Genomic DNA, 26,259 nt, shown 5'->3' on the forward strand with positions numbered 1-26,259 from the left:
CTCGGACGGCGGGTATCCTCCGATGCCGAACCCGGTGAAAACACTGCCTCGCAAATCAGATATAGTTCGCTGCAGCACTCAGCCTTAACTGCTTCGTCTGACAGTGCAAAATACGTTCAAAAATTGACATTGATAGAAGGCAATGCTAGAATTTTCTTATCTTATCCGGCTTTATCTCCTATATAAATGTAAATAGCGATAAACAGCGCCGTACCTTCACCTGCTTCCAGTGGTTGGTATCCGCTGGACCGGAAATACTCAATGGCTTATATTTCAGATTATTACCAAGGGGGCTCATTCACATGGACAACATTCTACCGTTTCTGATCAAATGGTCCGGCGTCATCTTAAGTGTGCTGATACTTCTGATATCGATCGTCAGCACGGCAACTGCAGGCGTGACCCGCTATGAGAAACAGATGTCGAAGGACAAGGATCCGTCTCATTATATTATGCGCAATCCGCTGAGCGGCCTTTTTATCGGCTTCAGTATATTGCTATTGGGCTGTGTCATAGAGATTTTTATCGGATGGCTGGCACTGAAGGGTGATTCTCAGAGACAGATAATTGCCATCGCAGTGGAGCTTGTCTGTGCCTTTGTCACCGGACTGATTTTTTTCCTGATGCAGAGAAAGGCCCTCTGTGAAAGGGTTTTCGTCGAGGGCAATACCATCCGCTACCAGGGATCTTTCGGAAAACCGGAAATCACTGCTTTTGATCAAATCCGCACCGTGAAGAAGGAGAATGCTGAAGACGCGATGCACGCGAAAAGCCTGACCATCCGCCCGAACAATGGCGGCCGCTTCAAGGTTAGAAATACCATGTCCAATTACATGAAGTTTGCCGAGCAGATTGAGCGCGATGTCAAGCTTCCGGATCTGACAAAGAAGAGGCGCCGCGATACACCGGAAGATGCGGACACTGAGGAATAATCTCACAATTCCTCTGCCGGGAATCATCAGAAAGCATATGCGGCAATCCCGCGAACAGACATTCTGAGGGAACAGGCAGTGTTTCTGCCTACAACAGCGAAAGGTTTTTATTTTATGAACAACAGAGACGATGAATATCTCAGTGGGGCGACGCGGGAAATCCATGTTCCGGAATATGATACGGCATTCACCGATTCTTCCTCTGATTCTTTTCAGAGCAGTCCCGGACAGTCCGGAGCAGAGCACAATTTGAACTATTATCAGCGCATGCGCAATGCGGGCAGCTTCGATGATATCGGGCGCCAGAACAGCTTCCGTGACAGCTATGAAAGCGGACAAGATGCCGGGAGATTCAGCGGCTATCGCGGCAACGGCGACCAGACTGCGAGTTTCAGCGGCTATCGCGGCAACGGTGACCAGGCCGGAAGTTTCAGCAGCTATCGCGGCAACGGTGACCAGGCCGGAAGTTTCAGCGGCTATCGCGGCAACGGTGACGACGATGCTCCCTATGATGATGGATACCAGGACGATCCTTCCGATGATACCTATGATATCGGTGATGATTATGATTTCGGATTCAAGCCGAAGAAGCGCAAGAAACCCCGACCGGACAGATATGACGATAACGATTCCTATGGAAACCATTCCGGCAGAGGCGGCCGTTCGACGAACAATTATGACGATGATTACGGCAGGCGTCCCCGCAGGAAAAGGAGACATCCGGTTCGACGTTTCTTCCTGACCCTTCTGGGTATTATTCTTGTCCTCATTGTCCTTGTGGCTGTTTTTCTCCATATTGCATTCAGCAGGATGAACCGCGTGGAACCCGTAGCGGATACGACCGCGGATAAAGCGACGGAGGCTGCCGGCGTAGATGCCTATGAGGAGCGCGGCGTCATGAATATTCTCCTCGTCGGAGAGGATGCCAGGGAGGGAGAAACCCAGACCCGTTCAGATACCATGATCATCTGCAGCCTTAATGCAAAAACGCGGCAGATCACTCTGGTCTCCCTGATGCGTGACACCTATGTGCCCATTGCCGGCACAGATTATTCCGCAAAGCTGAATGCCGCCTATGCCGCAGGAGGATTGGAAACTCTCGATGAGACAGTTCAGGAGAACTTCGGCATTGACATCGACGGAAACGCGGTTGTAGATCTCGACGGCTTCCTGGAGGCCATAACCTCTGTCGGAAATCTGGACATAGACCTGACCTACGACGAGGCGACCTATATGAATGCGAATGAGGGCCTGGGATCCAGTGTGGACAACGCCCAGGTGGACGAACCCTGGGGGCTCGTAGAGGGAGTCAATTCTCTGACCCCGGAGCAGGCACTCTGCTACGCCAGGATGAGATATGTCGGCAATTCCGACTGGGACCGCGTAAATCGTCAGAAGAAAATCATCCAGGCAGCATTTGCGAAGATGAAGTCCAATCCCTTCCGTATGCTGGAGGTAATGAATCAGGCTGCGCCGAGCATCACAACGGATATGACAGACCTCTATCTGACGAGGGCATGCTTTTTTGCTTTTCTGTGCGGATCTGACATGAATGCGGCGACTCTGCCGGGCGACGGCATGTATTATTCGGATACCATCGATGGTCAGTCTGTTCTTGTCCCGGATCTGAATGCCTGCCATAAAGCTTTGATCAGCTACCTTTACGGTTCTTCCGCGGATGACAGTATCTTCAAATCCACCCCGTCAGCCACACCGACACCCGCGCCGAAGGCCTCATCAGACACCGGCGGCACGGACGCTTCCGATAATGATGACCAGACCTGGACAGAGCCCGTCTATACCGTACCGGACAACTCTGGTCAGCAGGCTGCTCCGGATACCGATATCGCAGATATTCCAGCGAATGGAGATGACGGCAGTTCCGGCGCCGGCACTACAGACGGAACATATGATAACGGAACGACCGGCACGGATAATTCCGGATACGATAACTCCGGGACCGGAAATGGTGATTATGACAACTCTGGCTACGATAACACGGGAACCGATAATTCCGGGTACGACGGAACGGGAACTGATAATTCCGGGTACAATGACAGCGGCACCGATAATTCCGGATATGACAGCTCCGGAACCGGAAATGGCGGATATGACAACTCCGGTTACGACAATAGCGGCACGGATACTTCCGGTTATGATAATGCCGGAGATGCCGCACAGAACGCAAATGCCGGGTAATTACTGGAACGTGTACCCGCTTGGCGCACCGTAAAAAAAAGGATGCAGCTGATCGGCTGCATCCTTTTTCGTCCACGTTGATCCGGCTCTTAACGGTCTGATTTATCTATGTATGCCCTATAGTGGTTTGGACTTATCATAATATAGTTTGGACTTATAATAGTTTGCCCTTATAATGGTTTTGCCTTATGCATGTTTCCGGAAACGAAGGGTTATGGTCGTACCCTTGTCCAGCTTGCTGCTCACCTTGATCTGGGCATTGTGCAACTGCGCCCCGTGCTTTACGATGGACAGGCCGAGTCCTGTTCCGCCGACCGCTTTGGAGTGGCTCTTGTCTACCCGGTAGAACCGCTCGAAGATACGGCTCTGATCCGCTTCCGGTATACCGATTCCGGTATCCTGCACGCTTACAATCACATGGTTGGTGGTCGTCGCGATTTTCACCTCTATGCTCCCATGTTCCCGGTTATACTTGACCGCATTGTCACAGAGATTGTAGATCATTTCCGATACAATTCTCCGGACACCGGTGATGTTGCCGTGAACGCCGGAAAGCCTGATCTTTACATCCTTCTTGTCCGCGGCTGCCTGTACATGACTGATCTCCTCCGACACGATCTGATAGAGATCAATCATCTCCCAGTCGAACTCCATATTTTCGTCGTCCAGCGAACTCAGATTGATGATGTCGTTCACCAGGGAAATCAGACGGCTTGCCTCGTCATAGATCGACTTGGAGAAATCCATGACGGTTTCCTCCGGCATACCTCCTCCCATCATCAGCTCGGCAAAGCCTGAAATGGAGGTAAGCGGTGTCTTCAGCTCGTGTGACACATTTGCAGTGAATTCTCTTCGGAAGTTTTCCCGCTTGATGCTTTCCGTCTCATCGAGGATCACAAAAACCGCACCTATTACTTCCTCCTGATTGTCATCATAGGCAGGGTTTGCGATCAGCTTGTAGGTCCGGTTCTCTCTCTGCAGGGTCAGTTCTTCTTTCTTCCCGCTCAATACCTTGAAGATCGTCTCGCGAAAATCTCTGGTGCGGTTCAGCCGAAGGACGCTTCCCGAGGGCTCATCGGTCATGCCGAGAAGCCGAAGCGCCGAAGGATTCCAGGACAGGATATCCGTATTCTTGTCGATGACCAGAAAGCCCTCGGACATATTCTCTGTGATCAGATTAAATTCTTCCTGTCTCTGCTTTGCCGAATTCAGCTGCTTCCGGATCGTTTCCTGCTGCGTCTGCAGCCGGTTCAGCAGCGGTGCAAGCTCATCGTATACCACATCATTATTGTCGAGATGATCCAGATCGAGCCGGTTCAGCGGACTTAAAATATTCTTCGTCACCATGTTGGATAAAAACAGCGACAGCAGCACGGTCGCCATGAACAGAATGACAGCAGGCCGGATCAGCTTTGCAAGGATCGCCCAGATGGAATCCTGCGTGACCGCGACACGAAGAATGGTCCCGTCATCCAGCTTCTGCGCAAAATAGATCGTCTCACGCGTCATCGTCTCGGACTTCCGAATACTGTGACCGCTTCCGCTCTTCACCGCTTCTTCTACTTCTTCCCGGTTGCTGTGGTTTTCCATCGTCGAGGCATCTGCCTCATTGTCATACAGCACAGTCCCGTCGCGCCGGATCAGTGTGACCCTTCGATCTGTATTTATCCGGTCCAGATATTCCTGCCCCTGTGCCTCAATTCCGTAGGACAGTATATTTGCTTCCTCTCTCAGTTCATCCACAGTTCTGCTTTCCAGAAAACTGAACAGCAGCGCCGCTGTGACTCCCATGGTCAGAGCAAATATCACAATGGAAATCCAGAAGGTTGATTTGAATATTTTATGACTCATATGTGTTCACCAGGCGTCAGCACGCTTCAATCTTGTAACCGATTCCTTTCACCGTCTGGATGTATTTACCCGCTTCATCGCCGAGCTTTACCCTCAGCTTACGGATATGTACATCCAGGGTTCTCGATTCTCCGTAAAATTCACCCCAAACCTTTGTAAGGAGTTCTTCTCTATGTACAACATTTCCCTTTGCCTCGAGAAGTGCCATCAGGAGGCAGTATTCCTTATAAGACAAAGAAATATCCTCATTGTCAACCTGTATGACATGCTTATCCGGGTTAACATAGAGCTTCCCGACATGATATTCGTCCTCCGGCTCCTTTTTGGTCCTGCCGGATCTTCGCAGTACCGCGCGCACCCTCGAAGTCAGCTCGACGATGCCAAACGGCTTTGCAATATAGTCGTCCGCGCCGAGATCAAGTCCGTTCGCCTTGTCATACTCACTGCTCTTTGCTGTCAGCATGATGATCGGAACATCCTCGGTTCGGATATTCTTTCTGATTTTCTTCAGAATGCTCAGCCCGTCCTCACCGGGAAGCATGATGTCCAGAAGAATCAGCTCCGGCAGCGCTTCGTCCATTCCGTGATAGAATGATTTCGGTTCTGAAAATCCCCTTACCTCATAGCCTTCTCTGGAAAGCGCATAACTGACCAGCTTTCTGATATTGTCGTCATCTTCCAGTATATATATCATGATCGGTCTTCTCCTCGTCCCACGGATGTCTGATACCGGAATAATCACCGGGATCATTCTCTTGTGTTTTTCCCATCTGATATAGTTTACATTGTATAAAAAGTAATGTAAACTCCGCTAGGTTTTTTATGTTAATTGTATCTTAAGTGTTAACCATTTTATCTCGTAAAAACGCCGGGAGTCGCCTCCCGGCTTTACTTCCGCTCTGATTTTTGTGAAAAGCACGAAGCTTTGTTAACATTGCCTGCTCAACAGATTTATTCATAGAACTGGAACTGCTGGCTTTCCTTCTGATAACGGTCCGTATATTTCATATGAAGCTTTCCCTTGACAATAAATGATACCCAGGAAGCGATGTTCTCTGAGTGATCTGCCATCCGTTCGATATATTTGGCGATCATCAGATAGTTCACATACTGCTCCGTATTCTCCGGTTTTTCCTTGATCCTCAAAATTATTTTTTCCATAATATCATCGAGCCCTTTATCGACGATATTGTCCTGTGTGGAGATATCCTTCGCCAGTTCAATATTCCCGGTGAAAAAGCTTTCGATTGTATTTCCGACCATCTCCCTCATTGTGAGGAACATCCGGTGAAATTCTTCCGGTGCCTCAACCTCCGGCATCTTTGAAAGCTTCACAATGTAAATGCTGATATCGCTACTGTTGTCCGCGATTCTCTCCAGATCACTGATCATTCGCATGTAGGAGGCAATTTTTCTCCAATCCGATGCAAGCGGCGCCTGTTTCACCACGATGCCGATGCATCTCTCTTCAATGTCCGTCTCCATCTTGTCAATGATATCATCATGCTCCATGACCTCTGCAGCCAGCTTCGCGTCTCTCTCCGAGAACGCGTGGATGATCCGGTCTATGGATCTCTTCACTTCTTTTCCCATCTCGTGAACCAGCACATTGATTTCACGAAGTTCGTCGTCGTATTCTTTTCTATTTGCCATTTTATCTGTATTCCTCTTTCTCCATCCCATGAACCAGATTGTGCGACCCGCCATCCGCGCTGGAAAAATATCAGGCTCCGGCCAGACTCATCCGGATCATCAGCCGAATCTTCCTGTGATGTACTCCTCTGTCTTCTTGTTCTTCGGATTCAGGAAGATATTCTGGGTCTCTCCGGATTCGATCAGTTCTCCGAGAAGGAAGAACGCCGTAATATCAGAGATACGGTTTGCCTGCTGCATGTTGTGGGTAACCATTACGATCGTGTATTTCTTCTTTAGCTCCAGACAGAGCTCCTCGATCTTACCCGTTGAGATCGGGTCCAGCGCACTGGTGGACTCATCCATCAGAAGGACCTCCGGCTCGACCGCAATCGCTCTGGCGATGCAGAGTCTCTGCTGCTGCCCGCCGCTCATTCCGAGGGCATTCTTCTTGAGCCTGTCCTTGGTCTCGTCCCAGATTGCCGCCTGCTTGAGGGAACGCTCAACAATCTCATCGAGTGCCGCCTTGCTGTGTACGCCATGAAGTCTCGGGCCGTAGGCTACGTTGTCATAAATGGACATCGGGAACGGGTTTGCCTTCTGGAATACCATGCCCACCTTTTTCCGGAGGATATTTACGTCCATGTCCTTGTAGATGTCGACACCATTCAGTCTGACGTCTCCTTCAATCCGGCATCCCTCCACCAGATCGTTCATCCGGTTTAATGTCTTCATGAATGTGGACTTGCCGCATCCGGAGGGGCCGATGAGAGCTGTAATCTTATGCTCCTGAATGTCCATGTTGATATTTTTTAATGCCTGATGATCTCCGTACCAGAGATTCAGATTATGTGCTTCGATAATATTCGCCATTTTTTATACCTGCATAGATCTCCTGAAATATCCGAATCTGCCGTCGGCATACTCTTTCGCCGACCTTCCGCGCCTTGATGCACGATTTTGTTCCGTACCTGTTTCGGATAAAAATTTACAGTCACATATAGACTTTCCGGAAGAATGCGGCTGCTGCCGTGATGCTCTCCGTCAGTCTACCTTAACCTTAAGTTTTTTTGCCACCAGTTTTGCGGAAAGATTGATAATCAGGGTGAGGATCAGCAGAATTGCCGCGATCGCAAAGGCCACGCCGAACTCTCCTCTTTCCTTCGCATACATGTAAAGAGCTACGGTAAGTGTGGAGCCCGCGTTTCCGGGTGTTACCGCGTCCTTGATCGAAAGGATGTTGTTTGCCATTCCGGCAGTGAACAGAAGCGCGGCACTTTCTCCGACGATACGTCCGATAGCCAGAATACAGCCTGTCACGATACCATCTATCGAGGACGGCAGGACTACGGTGCGGATCATGTGCCATTTTCCGGAACCGAGTGCAAGACTGCCTTCGCGGTAGCTGTCCGGAACTGTCTTCAGACTTTCCTGTGTTGTTCTGACAATTGTAGGAAGTGTCATGATTACCAGGGTCAGCGATCCGGCGAGAAGGCTCGTTCCGATGGAGCAGAACTGTACGAAAATCAGCATGCCGGCGAGTCCGTAGATGATTGACGGGATTCCTGCAAGGGTCTCCGAAGCAAATTCAATCACGCCCACGAGTTTGCGGTTGGTCGCGTACTCGTTCAGGTATACCGCCGTTCCGACTCCGAGAGGCAGTACAATGACGAGGGTAATCAGTACAATGTATACCGTATTCAGAATGTTCGGGAGAATTCCAATGACTCCCTTCAGAAGGCTTGGCTTGGAACTCAGAAATTTCCAGCTGATGTTCGGAATGCCTCGGTAGCAGATATATCCGATCAGCCCCGCTACCAGCGCCAGGATCAGGATGAAGGAAATGTACATCAGGATGTTGACAACTTTAATTTTTATTCTTCTGGATAATGATATTTTCTCGTGCATAGCCTTACCTTCTGTCACTCTTTTTTGCTCTTGAATACAAAGTTCAGAAGCAGTGTAATGATCATAATGAATATAAACAGTACCAGCGCAATCGAGAACAGTGCCTGTCTCTGAAGTCCTGAAGAGTAGGACATCTCACTCGCGATTGCTGTTGTCAGGAACCGGACGCTCTTGAACAGTCCCGGCATATTCGCGACATTACCGGATACCATCATAACCGCCATTGCCTCTCCGATCGCACGGCCGACACCGAGAACGACTGCGGAAGCGATTCCACTTGAGGCTGCCGGAACCGATACCTTAAATACGGTTTCTGTCCATGTCGCGCCGAGAGCGAGGCTTGCTTCCTCATATTCCTTCGGAACAGCCAGGAGTGCGGTTTCCGACACACTGATGACGTTCGGCAGTACCATGACGGACAGAACAATGATTGCCGACAGAAGGTTCGCGCCGTCCGAGAGATGGAACGCGTTACGAATCATCGGCACAATGACGATCATACCTACCAGACCATAGACAACGGACGGAATTCCGGCAAGCAGCTCAACAGCTGCCCGGATCAGCTCCGCGATCCTGCTGCTGGCCATCTTCGCAAGAAAAATGGAACACAGCAGGCCGATCGGAACGGCAATCACAATTGCACCGAGAGTTCCGTATACAGATGTCAGAATGAAGGGAAGGATTCCGAACTTCGGGTCAGCGGCCGTGGATGCCCATACTGAGCCGAACAGGAAGTCCGTGATTCCGATCTTTCCGATTGCCGGAACACCGGATGTGACCAGAAAGATTGTAATGAACAGAACGAATGCGATGGCAATCATTCCGCATACAAAGAAGATGCCGCTCATCACTCTTTCCGCCGCGTTCTTTTTCTTCTGACGCTTTTCGTACAGCGATGGGCCTGTGACGCTGTAAAATGTAGCTTTTCCGTTTCCGGACGCATCTCCGTTTCCGGATTGCTTATTCTTATTGGATTCTTTTGCTGATGATATCTGCATATTGCCTTTCCCTGATCCTTACGACCATTCTGAATTCTGTTAAATCTGTAAAAAATTATCGCTGTGCCGTGCATAAATAATTCGCATTCGGCTGCGGCTCACTGTTCGCGTAAATAAATTCTTACAAGACCGCCCTTACCGTGTCGGACCTGTAAGAATTCTGCTTCTGTCACTTCATATTCCGTCGCTGTTCTGTTCTATATTTCCTGGTTTATTCTGATCTTACTTGTTCGCTTTGGAAACCGGAACAGCTCCTGCCTTCTCAATCAGGTCAGCTGCCTGATCGCTGGTGATGTAATCGAAGAACGCCTGTGCCTGCGGGCTCAGCTTCTTGCTGTCGTTTGTAATTACATTGAAGTTACGCTGAATCTTGTAGCTTCCATCGAGAATTGTATCCTCGGTGCAGGCAACTCCGCCGACGGTAAGAGTCTTAACGGTATCGTTCAGATCTGCCATTGAAGCATATCCTATTGCATTCGGATTTCCTGCTACGGTCTGGATGACATCACCTGTGGAAGTCAGCTCCTGAGAAAGTTTGCACTGATCCTTGGTGTCTGTGATGGTTTCGAATCCGTCTCTTGTACCGGAACCTGCCTCACGTCCGATGCAGACGATTTCAGCGTCATCGCCGCCGACATCCTTCCAGTTTGTGATCTGGCCTGTGTAGATTTGCTTGATCTGATCAATTGAAAGATCTGAAACCTTGTTGTCCGGGTTTACGATCAGGGCAATTCCATCAATAGCGATGGTCGTCTGTGTGAGTCCGTCCTTCTCCTCATCCTTCAGGTCACGGCTTGCAAGTCCGAGATCGGTGCTTCCCTCGGTCGCTGCCTGAATACCGGAGCTGGAACCGGTCGGATTGTAGGTAACCTCAACGTTCGGGTACTCTTCCATGAAGGACTCGCTCAGGTAGCTGATAACCTTCTCCATAGAGGTGGATCCGTCTGTTCCGACTGTTCCGGAGAGATCAGATGATGCTGTAGCAGCCGCCTCATCTCCGGAGGATGCTGCAACTGTGCTTTCTGCAGATTCTTCTGAGGATGCTGCCTCCGTGGTCTCGGCTGAGGATGCTGCAGCAGAAGTATCTGCGCTGCTCTGCTCCGATGATGCCGATGTGCTTCCGCATCCTGCTGCCAACAGAGATGCGCCGAGAATTCCGGCAAGAACAAATGTCATAGTTTTACGTTTCATTGTCATTCTCCTTCTTCCTTCATGGATGTTTACTACTTTCCGGATACGAATCTCTTCTGGATTTCTGGTTTTCTGGTTTTCTAATCCTGTTCCTGAAATCTTCTGCTCCGAAAAAATCGTGTTCTTTCTCGTATTGAATGATGGAATCGCATCACTCAATGCAGTTCTAATCATGCCATGCGATATGTAAACAGCGTAACCGGTCATACGTTAACAATAAATAAATTCATTGTGTGCAATGTTAACATCCTCTGCCCGATAAAGGTAAATATGCGCCGAGAATGGCATATTACGCATAAATATAAGAGCACTTCTGAAACGAGATAAAACACGCTGCGCGAGTTTTATCTCGTTATCGCGACGCTCGCCGCACACGAATACTTCGCATTCGGCTGCGGCTCACTGTTCGCGTAAAAAATAGAAGGGCGGCGAAGTCGCTCCGGACAGTCCCGGAACGGCTTAGCCGCCCTTCTGGCATAATAACCAGCTGCATAAAAAATGTATTTAAATATCGAATCGCTTTTCTGAGCCGATTCCACATCACGGTTTGTTAACTTTCGTGATGCCTGTTATCCATGCCGGATACCGAGATACATTGAAAGATCCTCACGATTTGTTAACTTTCGTGAGGTCTGTGACCTCGAGAATGTCTTCCCGGACCTTGAATCCGATCTCATAACCCGCATATTCCATCCCATATCTTCTCTCCGGATCGGCCTGATAAGACGGGCGCGGATCCTGAGCAAGTACCTGACGCAGTGATCCGGCCTTTTCCGGCGGAAACCCGCTGTCTGCAAGAAGCTTTTCCCCGAGCATTACCTTCAAACGGTAGTCCTTAGTCCCGCCGGTGAAGCCTTCCAATGCATCTTCGTGAATGTCGGCATATGGAATATATGGCTTGATATCATATATCGGCGTTCCGTCCATCAGATCCGCTCCGCTGACATGAAGAACGGGCCCGATTCCCTCCCGCTCTTCGATCGACTCCAGTTTCACGGATGACAGGCCGAGCGCGTTCGGCCGGAACGGCGAACGGGTGGCAAAAACTCCCACCCTTGTATTTCCTCCCAGCCGTGGCGGACGCACCGTCGCATGCCAGCCGCTGTCTGTGTTCTCCGAGAACTGCCAGATCAGCCACAGATAATTGAACTTCTCCAGGCCGCGCACCGCCTCCGGCGAGGCGTACTCCGGCTCAAAAATAATCTCCGCCTTTGTGTCTGCCAGTCCGCTCTGTCTGGGGATTCCGAACTTACTCGGAAATTCCGAGGATATTGCAGCGATTCTCCGAATCGTATATTCCTTCATTCCGACTACCGCTTTCTTCCTTCTTCTCTGCCGGCTCGCTTACTTCTTCTCCGCCGGCTCGTTTTCTTCGTCGCCCTTCATTTTCTCAAAGAGGTTGTGTGCCGGCTTCGGAAGCTCGATTCCGATTGCCTCGCGAATCGCCTGACGGACATTTTCCACCGGTACGATGGTAAGATGGTCTCTGACCTCCTTCGGCACATCCTCGAGATCTCTCTCATTGTCCTTCGGGATCAGTACCTTTTTCACGCCGGCTCTCTGCGCAGCCATGAGCTTCTCCGGAAGCCCGCCGATCGGAAGTACCTGGCCTCTCAGGGAAATCTCACCGGTCATCGCAAGATCGGAAGGCACCGGTTTGTTATTGACCAGCGATGTCAATGCGGTGAACATGGTAATGCCTGCAGACGGTCCATCCTTCGGAACCGCTCCCTCCGGAACATGGATATGAATATCTCTCTCTCTGAAATTCAGATCGCTGTTGATATAGTAGGACTTCAGAAGGCTGGCCGCAATGGAGGCTGACTCCTTCATGACATCGCCCAGCTGACCGGTAAGCTTGATCTGTCCGCTGCCCCGCATCGCCGTCGTCTCTATAAACAGAATCTCGCCGCCCGCCTGCGTCCATGCAAGTCCGGTCACGATACCGGCCGGATTGTGCTTCTGCACGCGATCGTGAAGAATTCCCTTGTTGCCGAGATATTCCGGCACATCCTTTTCCTTCACAGTGATCTTCTTTGATTTTTCTTTTTTCTCCGTCTTTTCCGTTTCAGCATCCGCCTTTTCAGACGCCGCCGTCTTTTCAGAAGTATTCTCTGCTCCAGCCGCAGTTTCGCATTTTTCCTCTGCTTCGGATGATGCTCCGGATTCCTCTTCCATCCGCTTCTCTACAAGCTTTGCGGCTACTACTCTGCAGAGCTTGTCCAGCTGTTTTTTCAATCCACGGACTCCCGCCTCGCTGGTGTATTCCGAGACAATTCTGCGGATTGCGCCGTCCGTTACACTGAGATCCTTCCGTGTCAGACCGGTATCCTCCATCGCTCTCGGCAGGAGATGTTTCTTCGCGATCTGCTCTTTCTCGTAAGGAGTGTAGCCTGAAAGCTGGATCACCTCCATACGGTCAAGCAGAGGCTGCGGGATCGTATCCCAGCTGTTCGCCGTGCAGATGAAAAATACATTTGACAAATCATACGGTATATTCATGTAGTGATCGACAAAGGTGTTGTTCTGCTCCGGATCCAGCACCTCCAGCAGTGCGCTCGACGGATCTCCGCTGAATCCTCCTTCGGTCAGCTTATCAACCTCATCCAGAACCACGACCGGATTCATCGCGCCGGAGCGCTTGATTCCCTCCATGATGCGTCCGGGCATTGCGCCGACATAGGTTCTGCGATGGCCGCGGATCTCTGCCTCATCTCTTACGCCTCCCAGGCTGATCCGGACATACTTTCTGCCCAGCGCCTCAGCGATGCTCTTTCCCATACTGGTCTTACCTGTTCCGGGAGCGCCGACAAGCAGCAGAATCGATCCTTCCTGCTTATTCTTCAGTGCCATGACTGCCAGCTGCTGCAGAATTCTTTCCTTTACTTTATCCAGCCCGTAGTGATCCTTGTCCAGAATCCGTCTGGCCTCCTTCAGATCGACCTTTGGGAGCTCATCCGGTTTCCATTTCAATGAGGTTACAAAATCCAGATAGTTCTCGGAAGATGCACGGTCGGGATCGTTCGGCTGCATCTCCATATAACGCTTCAGAACCCGGTCAACCTCTTTTCTGGCCTCGGCGGGCATCCCCGATTCCTCGATCTTTCTTCGATAATCGTTTTCTTCCTCCGCCGCATCCGGATCCATGTCATCCAGCTCCTTCTGCAGAAGCCCGATCTGCTTCTCGATGGCTGCCTTCTTGTAGAAATTGCCTTCCGTCGCATTGTATCTGTCATTCAGGGCCTCCTGCATATCGACGGTGCCCTTGAACCGTTTCAGTGCTTCCTCGATCAGAAGTCCTCTCTGTTTCATCGAGTCTGTCTCCAGAAGCGCATATTTTTCATCCGGACTCATATCCAGGAACTGGCAGAACATCGCTCCCAGTTCATTGATGCTCTTGCATCTCTCCACGTAGCCGGCCGCCATCTGCCCGCCCTGAAAATGGGTGGTGAGCTCGGTGATGTCTTTCTTCAGGGTGTCGAGAAGGTCCTTCTCACCCTTGAGCGTGATATCCAGGACCTCGTCCTTCGGTTCAAAGGTTGCCTCCAGGATGTCACCATTTCCCGTGAGGCTGGTGATCTCCACCTTCTCCCGGGTTCTGGCGTGCACCCGGTATCCGACCTTTGTTGAATTGATGTCCAGTACATCTGCGAGCACGCCCAGACCATAGACATCGCTCATGGTCAGGTCCATCTTGCCCTTTGCTTCTTTCATCGGTACGATCAGTACCTTGTTGTCATCGATCTTGATGCGGCTCTTCTCATCCTCGTTCAGTTCCTCAACGCCGAGCTGATAATCGACGTCAGGGAGTATTACTGTATCATATGAAGGTATAACCAGATAACTTTTCATACTCGTTCCTCTTTTCTGCAATCTCCAGAGAACTCAAGCTCTCTGTTGCCGTAACTGTCCCTGCCCTCTGCAGGTGTGTTAGCACTCATTAATGTTGAGTGCTAATTATATGTAGTATAGCATAATTACCGGCGTTGTCAACGATTGTGAACAATTTAATTTCAAAAAACAGGAAAGAGACCTATGTTATTCAGGCTCCGATATACCTGCACGCCGCCAGTGCCGCGACCGCTCCATCCGCCGCAGCGGTTGTCAGCTGCCGGACTGTCTTGGTACGGCAGTCTCCCGCAGTGAAGATGCCGGGAGTTCTTGTAGCGCAGTCTTCTCCGGCTTCGATGTAGCCGGCCGGAGCAAGGTCTACTTCATCCGCAAATGCCTTGTTGTCCGGCACCTGACCGATCGCGACAAACAGACCGCTTACCGGAAGCTCCCTCTTCTCTCCGGAAATCTTGTCTGTCACCTCGACCGCGGTGAGCTTATCGCTTCCGATCAGCCCGGTCACATTACTGTTCAGGACAAATTCTACATTGTTCTTCTGCTTCAGCTTCTCCACATCCGCCGCGTCGCCCCGGAACTGATCTCTTCTGTGAATCAGATAAACCCTGTTGCAGATATCTGCCAGATACAGGGCATCTTCAAGTGCCGTATTGCCTCCGCCGTTCACAGCGACATCCTGTCCCTTGAAAAACGAGCCATCACAGGTGGCGCAGTAGGAAACTCCCTTTCCGGTCAGTTCCTCTTCTCTGTCAATTCCAAGTGTGCGGTTTTTCGCTCCGGTTGCCAGAATCACCGCCTTACAGTGATATTCTCTCTTTCTGGTCTCCACGATCTTCCCGCCGTTATCCTCCCGGATGCCGAGAGCTCTTTCGTAGCGGAATCTCGCCCCGAGATCGATCGCCTGCTGATAAAGGCCCGTCGCAAAATCATACCCGCTGACATGCGCAAGTCCGGGATAGTTCTCGATGTCCGGCGTGTTCACGATCTGTCCGCCGTATGCCTTCGCCTCCAGCACAATTACCTGCTTTCCGGCGCGCACCGCATAGATCGCAGCGGTCAGCCCGGCGGTCCCGCCTCCGATGATTACAATATCTGTCGTAACCTGTTTCTTCTCTTCTGTCATATCAAATAGCCCGCCTTTCTGTATATTTTTGCAAATTTCTATCTTCATCTGCCAAGCTTCTTATATTGCACATGATCTGTTACTGCGCATGACCTGTTATTGCGCATGACCTGTACAGGATTAATATCTGTTCCTTTGCCAGAATTCATGCCGTAATTGCATCCCAGATTTACTTCTTAACCTTGTTTATGACTTCTTGCTGTACTCTCATAAGAAGACAGCAGAAATGAAATTATATTGCGTGCAATTAATTATGAGATCATCATACTAACCCTGCCAGCATTTGTCAAGCACCCGTTTCCCCTCTGCCATCGATTGTATAAGTCCAGTCGCACAGATATGAGATGGGGTACAAAAAAGCGGGAATCCTTCGCTTCTTGTCCGGAGTCCCGCTTCCATCATAAATTTTGAAACATAAATCTGATTTAATACAACCGGCTTTTCACGGTTTTATCACACGTGGACCCCTGAGGCGCAATCGCTTGCTCTTTCTGAAAATCACCAATAACGACGATACGCCAATCACTCCTGCACAGATGATACCCATTATTAAATAAAGCCAGACAGGTATCCCATACACCTGTTGCTCTTCTGACCGATACGAGTTACCCGCCATGTCGGTCAGTACAATCTGCACTTTATGTTTCCGAAGTCCGGTCAGTCTGACAGTTCCATGATAGTTCGTCACATCCGGAATCTCCGAGATCTCCTGGTGCAGCTTTCCGTCCACGAGAACCCTGATATTCTTCAGGCGAATCGCATCAAATGCCTGATATCGGAAAATATTTTCTGCATGGACCTTCATCGACCGTTCCGTTAGCCGGATAAAATTCACCTCTGGATTCGTGGAATCCACTCGGAATAAGATCGGCTTCTGATAATAATCCATGCTGTCCGGCTTATTTCCTGCTTCATCTGCGGAAGAAACCGATACCTGATAAATCCCATCCTTCTCAAAATTCTTGCGGCTGATGATGTAATCATAGCGATACCAACCCTTACGATCTTCCTGCTCACGATTTTCCTGCTTATGTTTTTTCTTCTCACGATCTTCCTGTTTATCATCTTCACCACTGTGCACTTCATATAGCACCTGCTCCAGTGGTTCTCCATCCCTGATTATCTCAACTTTCAGTGATTTTGCGACGAGCCTGTCCGGATTATATTCGGAAATAACCAGATCCTCTTCTACACTCCGGACGTAAGAATCCTGAAGATCCTTGCAGCTCTGACTGTAAACATAGACGGAGCCAAAGCGATTCACCTTAAATGGAATATCCCGGGAAGCGGTATTTCCCTCTTCATCCTCATAAGTCACAGCTATTCTATAATATCCATCATTATCCGGAATTTCCTGCAGGATCTTGCCGGTATCTTCTCTGGAAAGAATTTCCATCTCCCATGGTTCTTCCGTTGCCCGATTCCCTGCCCCCGCAGCTTCCGTTGTTCCCGACACGCGGTTTGGCACAATCTCCCGAGTCACCAGAATCTCATTCTCCTGACCACCCGCATTCCCTGTGGCTGTTCCGTTCTCTCTGATCAATTGTATCTTGACTTTCACCGGCTTCGCCGCCTCAAATGCAGCTCCTTCCAGCCTGAGAACCATCTTGTTCTTTCCTTCGCTGTCCTTATTCTCACTGATTCCTATTCTAGCCGAATCCAGCATGCTCTCCAATTTCTCTGTATTCATAACCTGCTGTATCTTCTTCTGTTCTTCAGTCCCGACCGCTGTTTCTTCCACCTTTACTGCCGTGGTCTGTTCCTCTGTCTCACCTGACTTTTCTTCCTTTTTATCTGTATTTATCTGTTCATAGGTTTCCGGTACCGTAACTTCCGGCTGTTCCTCAGCTGGCTTATCTTTCTGCTCTGCAACCGGTTGCTCTTCCTTTTCTGCTGTCGGCTGCTCCCCTGCCGAAGATTCTCTCTCCTTTCGTTTCAGCTCCTCCTGACTGCGGACACTCTGAATAATATTTCCCTTTCCTTTTGATTTTTCCGGATCTGCTCTGTTCATCTCTCCAGTTTCCGGTTTGGTGCTTGTTAACTCACTGATCTGCGATTCATCACTTTTTGACTCTGTGATCTGTGGTTCGTTTTTTCCCGATTCTGTGATATTTGATTCCATGATATTGGATCCTGTGATATTTGATTCTGTGATATTTGATTCCGCTCTGTTTCCAACCGGTCTGTCTTCCTTTGCTTCTTCCGGCTTTTTGTCACTATCTCCTTCTTCCAGACTTTGTGAAGGCAGTTCTGATTTCGTATTTTTTTCTTTCATATCCGGATGGTTTTTCTCTATCTCTACATCTTCTCCTGCAGCATGATCGATATTCTGATCTGCATCTTCGTCTTTTGTATCCGTATCTTTTTTCTGTTCTTCTACATCCTCTGCCGCAGCATGATCCATCTCCTGGTCCTCGGTGTCTTCCGTTCCATTGTTTTCTCCAACATCATTTCTGTTCTCCGCTTTCTCTATGCTCACTTTCTTTTCTGAATCTGCGGAAGGCTGCTTTTCCAGGTCCTCTTCGCTCACTTTCTTTTCTAAATCTGCAGAAGGCTGCTTTTCCAGGTCCTCTTCGCTTACTTTCTTTTCTGAGTCTGCAGAAGAAGGCTTTTCCAGGTCCTTCTTCCTCTTTTTGTTTCCCGATGAAAAATCTTCTTCCATCATGGGCGGGGACTCCTGAACCGGGTTCTCGCCTGTTTCCGTATTCATGGTTTCTTCCTGAATTGAATCCATACTTGTCTTCGTATTTATGACTTCTTCTGGATTTGAGTTCTCCACAAAACTGATGCTGTCTGTTTCTTCTTTTACACTATCTTCTGCCGCCTCCACAGTTGTTTCTGTGTCTGTCTGCAGCCCCGAACCGTTCATGATCAAAGCGCCCGCCAATAGCAATAACACAAGCCTTTGTTTCATCTTTCTTCACCTGCCTTCCGTCTTCCAACTATAGCTGAGCGCCACTGTCTCGGTTTCGCTCTCTGCATCTGCCCCGAGGGCCACTGTCTCGGTTTCGCTCTCTGCATCTGCCCCGAGGGCTTCCGTCACATTGTCTCCAGTGCTATCGAAAACCTGACCCACTACTTTTTCTTCTACTCCTCTGTCAGATACCAGATCCGCTGTATTTTCTTCATCCCTGCACGGAGATGCTTCTTCCGCATCATCAATGTCCTGATATTTTTCTTTGGCAAAGAGCTTCCATCGTCTTTTCTTTACCGGATTCACCTGTCCCATAACTGCATTTTCCTCGCGGTCTGTCCGGATCTGCTGCCAGATCCGGAAACGGATTCCCAGAAAAACTGTAAATGCAATTCCCGCCCCGGAAAAACCAAATAGGATCTCCGAAATCAGGTATAATTGCTGCGTACCTGCCCTCACACTTTCCTCTCCTTTGTATTCCTATATATAAGATGCGAATCCGTCACTCTTTTCCGTTTTGTTCCTGTTTTTCCTGCTCCACTTCTCTCGCTTTTCTCGCTCTCCTCTGCTCTTCCCGCTCCGCTTCTCTCGCTCTCCTCTGCTCTTCCTGCTCTGCTTTTCTTCTCTGCTCGGTATTTTCCCAGGTTCTGTCCAGATTCTCATGATATTCAGAAAAACACGCCAGGAGTTTCTCCTGCAGCTGAACGGACTTCTGCTGCGTTACGGGCAGTGCGCGGACTTTTTCCATCAATTGATCCAGGAGATCCAGAACCTCCTCCCTTTTGATTCCGCAGGACGCCATTCCTTTCCGGTAAGCATTGATCAGATTTCCGAATTCCTCATACATGATCATCCGAACATAATCGGCATCCTCTGTCTGGTAATCCTCCAGCTGAAGAATATTCATTCTGACCGACTCCAGCAGTTTTAGATAATCTTCCAGAGAAGGCTCCCGAACACTGGTATTGTCAAACGCGAATCGTATACAGAAGGTACAGAACGACGAATAATATCCGGCTCTGGCAGAAACCTCCCCGTTCTCCTTTTCTTCCGCAGCGTCCCGGAAAAACGGCTGTGCCTTCAGCACTCTGTTTCGAAAGGAATCATCCCCGCCGGAGTATAAATACAAATACAGAATCCCTGCCTCTAAGGACAGTTTCTGATAAGCTCCCGCCTTGCTTTTCTTTTTCAATGCCGCCTGGTTGGTACTCCACGCTTCCAGAAAAATCCGGCTTTCCGCCTCGCCGAATACGCCTTTTTCACGATATACCTCTAACAGCTTCTGATAGGCCCGGACATCTCCTCCATCTATCTCAATCGCATCCAGGTAACTTCTGATCCTGTCCTCCGCAGGCAGAGCCTGTGAGATACTGATCCTTCTCTCATAATTTCTCTCGTCCAGCTGCAAAGCTGCCACATTGCAGGCCAGCCCTCCCAGGCAGCATCCGGCAGCCATGACCGCTGAAAGATAAAAGAAAGCAGTCCGTCTTTTCTGTTTTCTGCGCACACTGGAAATTGTTCGCTCCGGATGCCTGAGATCAAAGATCAGTGCGCGGCAGTCCGGATACCGCTGATCCGGTGCAAACGCCAGACAGCGGTTTAGTATGGTTTCTGTGCTTTCCGAAATCTCCGGACGGATCTTCCGGATCGGATGGTATTGGTATTGATAGGGATCTTTTCCCGGAGATATTCCGGTCAGAAGTTCAAAGATGGTAATTCCAAGAGAATAAATGTCCGAGCGGGGATCTGTCTGCGCATGGCCGTACTGTTCCGGAGCAGCATATCCATTGGTTCCGAGCGCGATTGTGTCTGTCTGATTCTTGTATTTGTATTCTCTCGCAATCCCGAAGTCGATAAGTTTGAGAAATCCCTCCGGTGTCTGCATGATATTGCCGGGCTTCATATCCCGGTAGATTATCGGAGGATTCTGACGATGTAAATATTCCAACACCTCAGCCAGCTGAAGAAACCAGTTCATGACCTGATCTTCCGGAAAGAATTTCTGCCGTTTCAGCAGGCGGTCCAGAGATTCCCCGGTCACATAGTCCAGAACAATGCAAACCGACTCATCCCTGTCAATAATGTCCACAATTCTCGGCAGTGCGGGGTGATCAAGCTTCTTCATCATCTCTGCTTCCGCCAGGAGTGAGCTCACCGCCACCTTGTGTTCACCGTCCTGCCCGTCTTTCCGGATTTCCTTCACAGCCCAGCTCTTATGGAGTCTGACATCCATCGCCAGATACACTCTGGCCATCCCGCCTCTTCCGATTTCCTTCAGGATCTCATAACGTCCGTCCAGAATCTGTCCTGTAAACATTCTGCGCCCCTTCACACATCTCATATGCCGCGTCAAGCAGCATATGCAGGTTCTCAGCCGCCTCTCCTGCGTAAATCCTGCCATGCTCTCTGCAGAAATCCGCATTGTCTCCCATCCAGCATCCGGCAGAGTTGTCCAGGATCTCGGCCATTCTCTTAATCAGATCCTGCATCTCAAGCGTATAGTTCTCCACCATCCGGAGACGTCCTGCCCTTTCATCTGGAAAAAACATTTTTCACACCCCTCCCTTAAAAACTCTTTGCGCAAAACTCTTCGCAAAAACTCACGTGATGCCAAGGTCAAAAGAAAGCCGTGTTTATCACCATTCATCCCTCCACATCTAGAGATAAGGGATTTCTTGCTCACCACGTGTCAAACTGCCTGAGACATATGCTGCAGCATTCCATACAGCAGTACCTTCATGCGCACCGTGTTGCGGCGCAGCTCAGCAAGCTCCTCCTCCATACGAAGAGAACAGGAAACCACATCTTCTTCGTCAGATGGGTACATTGCTTCCAGAGATCGGATTTCTTCCCTCAACTTTTTCATACAATTTTCTGTCTGCTCAAATAGCAACAACAACTCTTTCATAACATCCCCCTCTCTTTGCATTCCTGCGCCTGTCTGCCTGTGCAGATGCACACGTGCGAATTTTGTCCATGATCTGATTTACCGCTGATCATGTGCGGTTCCGTGCAAGCGCGCGTGCTTCACTTTTTTCTCCTGCCAAAATAAATCCGATAATATCTCATATTTATGTAGTCAGGTATTACCGGTTCCATTTCACGTTAAAAATCACGTACTGCCAGTTCCATTTCATGGGATCACATCCGCCAGAACAGCTGATGTCAAAAAGAATAAGAAAAAAGAATGCTTCCCGTGTACTTCGGGAATTACTTTAAGTATAGCATGCTGCGCCCCGTTGAAAAGTATCTCTGAATGACCAAATCATACAAAAATATCACCGAATCCTTGTGCAAAAAGCCGTCGCAAATTCTAATTTCAAATGTGAAAAAAACGCTATTGATTCCAAATCCAGCAATCGAATAATCGAATTTAAACTCAAACAGACGCATTGGTTGCTATTTTTTTACTGGAAGGATATAATACAAGATCACGGAAATATGTAATAAAGAAAGGCAGAAAATGAGTATACAGACAGTTACTCCCGCAGAACTTGAGACCTGGGCTGCGGAAGATTATATAATCATTGACGTGCGTGACGAAAGTGCATACCAGCTCGGCAATATTCCGGGCTCTGTGCGCATTTCCAGACAGGACCTCCTGAACGGCAGCTTTCAGCTGCCGAAGAACAAAAAACTGGTCCTCTATTGTATGTTCGGCGTACTGAGCAGGGATCCCGCCGAGAAGCTTCTGGCCGAAGGCTATGACGCCTACCATCTGGACGGCGGCTACGGAAACTGGCTTGTGCGCATCATGAAGTCCGAATCCGGGAATGAACAGCGCCGCACTGAGATTGAGAAAAGTCTCCGTAAGCGCTTCAAGCATGACATTATGGGCCGCTTCGTCAAAGCAATCATCGACTATGATCTCATCCGTCCGAACGACAAGATCGCGGTCTGCATCTCAGGCGGCAAGGACTCCATGCTCATGGCGATGCTTTTCAAGGAGCTGAAGAGGCGGAACAAGATTCCCTTTGAAGTGGTATATCTGTGCATGGACCCGGGCTACAGCGAGACAACGCTCGGCATGATTCAGGGAAACGCCGGTCTTCTCGGAATTCCCCTCACCATGTTCCAGACCCGGATCTTTGACGCGGTTGATAATATCCCGAAATCTCCCTGTTACATCTGCGCCAGAATGCGCCGGGGCTATCTGTACCGACAGGCAAAGGATCTCGGCTGCAATAAGATTGCGCTCGGACATCATTACGACGATGTAATCGAAACAACCCTGATGAGTATTCTCTACAGCGGTCAGACGCAGACCATGATGCCGAAGCTTCACAGCACAAATTTCGAGGGAATGGAACTGATCCGTCCTCTTTATCTGATCCGCGAGGATGATATCAAGGCATGGAGAGACGCGAACGGTCTCCAGTTTATCCGGTGCGCCTGCCATTTCACCGACACCTGCTCTGTTGACGGACACGGCGGCACTGGGTCAAAGCGGCTCGAAGCCAAGCGGCTGATTGCCCAGCTCAAGAAAACAACCCCTTCCGTAGAGGGCAATATCTTCCGCAGTATGGAAAACATCTGTATGAACGCGGTGCTGGGCTACAAGGATCACGAGGGAAAACGTCACAGTTTCCTGGATACCTACGATATGACGGAGCTTCCGGAGATGCCCGGTGCAGAGTCATCTCCCGCTGCAGAAGCCGCTCCTCGCGGAAAGCAGAAGAACTCTCCGTTCTGACATTTATCTGTCTCCACGCAGAAATGTTCCGCGCCCGGCACTTGATCGAACATGTGCCCCGCCCCCAAAAAAGAAAGACATCTCCGAAGAGATGCCTTTGAAAAAACGAGATAAAACACGCTGCGCGAGTTTTATCTCGCTATCGCGACGCCCGCGTAAAAAACAGCAGCCCCATGGAAATTTACTTTCCATATGGCTGCTGTTTTTTCTCACAGATCTATTTGCCCTGTAAAAACCGTCTCGGCAGGACCGGTCATGTAGACGCGGTTCTCCTTCTGATCCCATTCGATGGTCAGATCTCCGCCCCGGAGCTTCACGGTAACCGGGACATCATCCCTTACCTTTTTGTTCAGGACCGACGCGACCGCCGCTGCGCACGACCCGGTACCGCAGGCCAGCGTCTCACCGGAGCCTCTCTCCCACACGCGCATCTGTATCGTGTCATCGCTGAGAACCCGGATAAATTCAGTGTTCACCTGCTCGGGGAAGATTGCGTTTTTCTCAAACTTCGGACCGATCTCCTCGATTTTCAGATGATCCACGTCATCCATGAACACCACCGCGTGCGGATTTCCCATAGATACCGCCGTAAAGCGATACTCCTTTCCGTCAATCACAATCGGTTCATCAATGGCCCTCTCCTTGTCCGAAAGCACAGGAACCTTCGCCGCCGTCAGTTCCGCCGGTCCCATATTGACGCGCACGGTCTTCGTCTTTCCATTCTCCACTGTCAGATCCAGAATCTTGATGCCGCTCTGGGTATCAATCTTCATTCTCGTCTTCGGTACGATTCCATTGTCGTATACATATTTCGCCACACAGCGGATTCCGTTTCCGCACATCTTTGCCCGGGAGCCGTCCGCATTGTAGATATCCATTTCACAGTCCGCCTTCTCTGAGGGTTTGATCAGGATCAGACCATCTGATCCGATGCCGAAATGGCGATCACTCACCCGGATGGCAACCTCCGACGGATTGTCCACCTGTTCCTCAAAACAGTTCACATATACATAATCATTGCCGCAGCCATGCATTTTTGTAAATTTCATGCCTTCATCTCCTTCCGCGTCTGTTCACCCTCTATTCTCCGGGCTCCCTCCGCGTCCGCTTACTTTTCATTTTCCTTCCCGTTCTGATTTTCCCGGATCCGGAAGTAAATCTGCTTCTGTCCGTTCACGTCCTTCCGCTCCTCCCATTCATAGGAGCCCAGCGACTTGATAAAAGCCGTGAATTTGTTGTATCCGAAGTTCCGCACATCAAATTCCGGCATCCGTCTGGACAGCTGATCGCCGAGCTTTCCGGAAAAAATCCAGTTGTCCTCGTCCGAGAATTTCTCGATGATCGTATTGAGCGCATTGCGGACACGGCTGAGGTCCTTCTGCCGCTTCTTCTCCAGCTCCCGTTCTTCCTTTGTCTTCGTCTTTCTGACCGTTTTCTTCTTTGCCGCCGCCTTCGCGGACTTTCGCGCCGCCAGAGATTTCTCCGCAGCCGCGGCAGCCTCTGCCTCCGCCTCAGACTCCGCTTCTGCCTCGGCATCCGCCGCCTCCTGCTGCTTCTGCTCGTAGAGCATATCCAGATACTTGAACTGGTTGCAGGCGGTGATGAACGGCATCGGTGTCTTGGTCTCGCCCATCCCGATCACCTGCTTCCCCGCCTCCCGCAGTCTCGCCACCAGCCGGGTAAAATCGCTGTCCGAAGAGACAATCACAAATCCATCGACGGTATTGGAATACAGGATATCCATGGCATCGATGATCATCGCCGAATCCGTCGAATTCTTTCCTGTCGTGTAGCTGTATTGCTGGATCGGGATGATGGAATTATTCAGCAGGACCTGCTTCCAGGAATTCATCCGCTGACTTGTCCAGTCACCGTAGATTCTCTTATAGGTCGCAATTCCGTTATTAGAAGTCTCCTCCAGAATAATCTTGATGTACTTCTCCGACACATTGTCCGCGTCAATCAGAACAGCGAACTTCAACTCATTATCCATATTTTTTCCTTTTAATATAAAAAAATCACTCTTAATTTTTCCGAGAAATCGCATAAAATAAAAAGACAGAATCAGTATAACATTCTGTGCCCGATTCCGCAAACGATCCGAAAAGTCACAGGTTTCGATTGTTCTTGTCCGGTTCTGCTGATCACTTCTCCCGTCCGGGTTTGCGAATACGGGTAACAGAAAAATCACAAGAAAAACATAGGAAAAAGCAAAAGGGAAAGCCTTACAAGGAGGTATTTTGAATGAACAGACACGCTATCGCTTTACAAATCAGACCGGAAAAATTTAACGACTTCCGTTCCGGACTCGGAAGAGTCTGGAACCGTCTCACCCGACTAATGGATGACCTGGAAATCAGCAATTTCAGTCTCTGGAACATCGAGGATCTCGTCTTTGGCTATTATGAGACTGATCCCCTTTCTCCGACTCCTTCCGAACATCAGAAAGCGGAATTCCGCTCCCTCGAAGCCGAAGTGGGAGATTCCTACCGGTGGATCTCCGGACCGGATCAGGAGATGCGCCTGATGTACCATGACTTCGGAATCGTCCGCCCGAATAAGGAGCTGATCCGCCACCGGGTATTTGTGACAAAGCTCAAGGGCGATTTTCAGGAGGAGTACAAGAGACGCCACGACGGTCTGATTGCCGCCCGCCAGGGCAAGGTAGATCCCGGTCCGGACAGCAACTTCTCCATCTGGAATGCGGAGGACTACATCTTTGGCTACGATGAAATCGACACCACCATGGAAACCGCAGAAACGGAAGAAGGACGTCAGGCCACAATTCAATGGGAGACAAAGATGCTCGAAATCATGAGCTGGTACACCGACGATGTGGACTGGATCACGGGAGAACATCACCCGCACATCGTACGGATCGGCTGTCACAACTGAACTTTTTCCGGGACTTACACCCTCCCGCTGCCTTGCGCATACGCACATAACAGAAAGGATTATTGAATACTGGA

At 49.8% G+C, this 26,259-nt stretch carries 21 protein-coding genes; 4 read left to right on the top strand and 17 right to left on the bottom strand.

Annotation, left to right across the window (positions count from 1 at the left end; all coding sequences use genetic code 11):
• Positions 1-302: 302 nt before the first annotated feature.
• Both ACTQZS_RS01310 and ACTQZS_RS01315 read left to right on the top strand, forming a co-directional pair.
• Positions 303-932, top strand: coding sequence for a hypothetical protein (locus ACTQZS_RS01310; protein ID WP_441474208.1), 630 nt, complete (start codon positions 303-305; stop codon positions 930-932).
• Between the two features lie 114 nt (positions 933-1,046).
• A complete protein-coding gene (locus tag ACTQZS_RS01315) occupies positions 1,047-3,131 on the top strand; it encodes an LCP family glycopolymer transferase (RefSeq protein ID WP_441474209.1) in 2,085 nt (694 codons plus the stop codon).
• Between the two features lie 186 nt (positions 3,132-3,317).
• On the opposite strand, the gene ACTQZS_RS01320 is transcribed toward ACTQZS_RS01315, so the two are convergent.
• From ACTQZS_RS01320 to ACTQZS_RS01390, 15 genes are all read right to left on the bottom strand, one after another.
• Positions 3,318-4,982 carry an ATP-binding protein gene (locus ACTQZS_RS01320; protein WP_441474210.1) on the bottom strand — a complete coding sequence of 555 codons (1,665 nt, stop codon included), beginning with the start codon at positions 4,980-4,982 and terminating at the stop codon, positions 3,318-3,320.
• A gap of 16 nt (positions 4,983-4,998) precedes the next feature.
• On the bottom strand, positions 4,999-5,676 hold the full coding sequence (locus tag ACTQZS_RS01325) for a response regulator transcription factor (RefSeq protein WP_441474211.1): 678 nt from the start codon (positions 5,674-5,676) through the stop codon (positions 4,999-5,001).
• 257 nt (positions 5,677-5,933) lie between these two features.
• Positions 5,934-6,635 (bottom strand): phosphate signaling complex protein PhoU, encoded by a 702-nt coding sequence (gene phoU, locus ACTQZS_RS01330; RefSeq protein WP_441099748.1) that lies wholly within the window; start codon positions 6,633-6,635, stop codon positions 5,934-5,936.
• A 99-nt stretch (positions 6,636-6,734) separates the two neighbouring features.
• Positions 6,735-7,487, bottom strand: coding sequence for a phosphate ABC transporter ATP-binding protein PstB (gene pstB, locus ACTQZS_RS01335; protein WP_441099747.1), 753 nt, complete (start codon positions 7,485-7,487; stop codon positions 6,735-6,737).
• A 171-nt stretch (positions 7,488-7,658) separates the two neighbouring features.
• Entirely contained in the window at positions 7,659-8,522 is an 864-nt protein-coding gene (gene pstA / locus ACTQZS_RS01340; RefSeq protein WP_441474212.1) for a phosphate ABC transporter permease PstA, read from the bottom strand.
• A 14-nt stretch (positions 8,523-8,536) separates the two neighbouring features.
• Positions 8,537-9,370 carry a phosphate ABC transporter permease subunit PstC gene (gene pstC, locus ACTQZS_RS01345; protein WP_441474313.1) on the bottom strand — a complete coding sequence of 278 codons (834 nt, stop codon included), beginning with the start codon at positions 9,368-9,370 and terminating at the stop codon, positions 8,537-8,539.
• A 372-nt stretch (positions 9,371-9,742) separates the two neighbouring features.
• Complete coding sequence (locus ACTQZS_RS01350) at positions 9,743-10,711, bottom strand: phosphate ABC transporter substrate-binding protein (protein WP_441474213.1); 969 nt, start codon at positions 10,709-10,711, stop codon at positions 9,743-9,745.
• A 606-nt stretch (positions 10,712-11,317) separates the two neighbouring features.
• On the bottom strand, positions 11,318-12,016 hold the full coding sequence (gene tsaA, locus ACTQZS_RS01355; RefSeq protein WP_441474214.1) for a tRNA (N6-threonylcarbamoyladenosine(37)-N6)-methyltransferase TrmO: 699 nt from the start codon (positions 12,014-12,016) through the stop codon (positions 11,318-11,320).
• 39 nt (positions 12,017-12,055) lie between these two features.
• Positions 12,056-14,563 (bottom strand): endopeptidase La, encoded by a 2,508-nt coding sequence (lon, locus tag ACTQZS_RS01360; RefSeq protein WP_441474215.1) that lies wholly within the window; start codon positions 14,561-14,563, stop codon positions 12,056-12,058.
• A gap of 190 nt (positions 14,564-14,753) precedes the next feature.
• Positions 14,754-15,683: an NAD(P)/FAD-dependent oxidoreductase gene (locus tag ACTQZS_RS01365; RefSeq protein ID WP_441474314.1), complete on the bottom strand. Its 930-nt coding sequence runs from the start codon at positions 15,681-15,683 to the stop codon at positions 14,754-14,756.
• 442 nt (positions 15,684-16,125) lie between these two features.
• Positions 16,126-18,597 (bottom strand): hypothetical protein, encoded by a 2,472-nt coding sequence (locus ACTQZS_RS01370; RefSeq protein WP_441474216.1) that lies wholly within the window; start codon positions 18,595-18,597, stop codon positions 16,126-16,128.
• Between the two features lie 6 nt (positions 18,598-18,603).
• Complete coding sequence (locus tag ACTQZS_RS01375) at positions 18,604-19,056, bottom strand: hypothetical protein (RefSeq protein ID WP_441474217.1); 453 nt, start codon at positions 19,054-19,056, stop codon at positions 18,604-18,606.
• A gap of 43 nt (positions 19,057-19,099) precedes the next feature.
• A complete protein-coding gene (locus ACTQZS_RS01380; protein ID WP_441474218.1) occupies positions 19,100-20,914 on the bottom strand; it encodes a serine/threonine protein kinase in 1,815 nt (604 codons plus the stop codon).
• Entirely contained in the window at positions 20,880-21,146 is a 267-nt protein-coding gene (locus tag ACTQZS_RS01385) for a hypothetical protein (RefSeq protein WP_441474219.1), read from the bottom strand. The genes ACTQZS_RS01380 and ACTQZS_RS01385 overlap by 35 nt, the downstream gene beginning before the upstream one ends.
• Before the next feature lie 140 nt (positions 21,147-21,286).
• Complete coding sequence (locus ACTQZS_RS01390) at positions 21,287-21,463, bottom strand: hypothetical protein (RefSeq protein ID WP_441474220.1); 177 nt, start codon at positions 21,461-21,463, stop codon at positions 21,287-21,289.
• A gap of 597 nt (positions 21,464-22,060) precedes the next feature.
• Between ACTQZS_RS01390 and ACTQZS_RS01395 the strand changes: the two genes are divergently transcribed.
• A complete protein-coding gene (locus ACTQZS_RS01395) occupies positions 22,061-23,290 on the top strand; it encodes an ATP-binding protein (protein ID WP_441474221.1) in 1,230 nt (409 codons plus the stop codon).
• A 209-nt stretch (positions 23,291-23,499) separates the two neighbouring features.
• Here the strand turns inward: ACTQZS_RS01395 and dapF are convergent, their stop codons facing one another.
• Both dapF and ACTQZS_RS01405 read right to left on the bottom strand, forming a co-directional pair.
• Positions 23,500-24,339 carry a diaminopimelate epimerase gene (gene dapF, locus ACTQZS_RS01400; RefSeq protein WP_441474222.1) on the bottom strand — a complete coding sequence of 280 codons (840 nt, stop codon included), beginning with the start codon at positions 24,337-24,339 and terminating at the stop codon, positions 23,500-23,502.
• A gap of 59 nt (positions 24,340-24,398) precedes the next feature.
• Complete coding sequence (locus ACTQZS_RS01405) at positions 24,399-25,283, bottom strand: NYN domain-containing protein (protein WP_441099734.1); 885 nt, start codon at positions 25,281-25,283, stop codon at positions 24,399-24,401.
• Positions 25,284-25,534: 251 nt separating this feature from the next.
• Between ACTQZS_RS01405 and ACTQZS_RS01410 the strand changes: the two genes are divergently transcribed.
• Positions 25,535-26,185, top strand: a complete 651-nt coding sequence (locus ACTQZS_RS01410; RefSeq protein ID WP_441474223.1) for an L-rhamnose mutarotase — start codon at positions 25,535-25,537, stop codon at positions 26,183-26,185.
• Positions 26,186-26,259 lie beyond the last annotated feature (74 nt).

Origin of the sequence: Bilifractor sp. LCP19S3_H10 (assembly GCF_052119185.1) — a bacterium.
Taxonomy (GTDB): domain Bacteria; phylum Bacillota; class Clostridia; order Lachnospirales; family Lachnospiraceae; genus Bilifractor.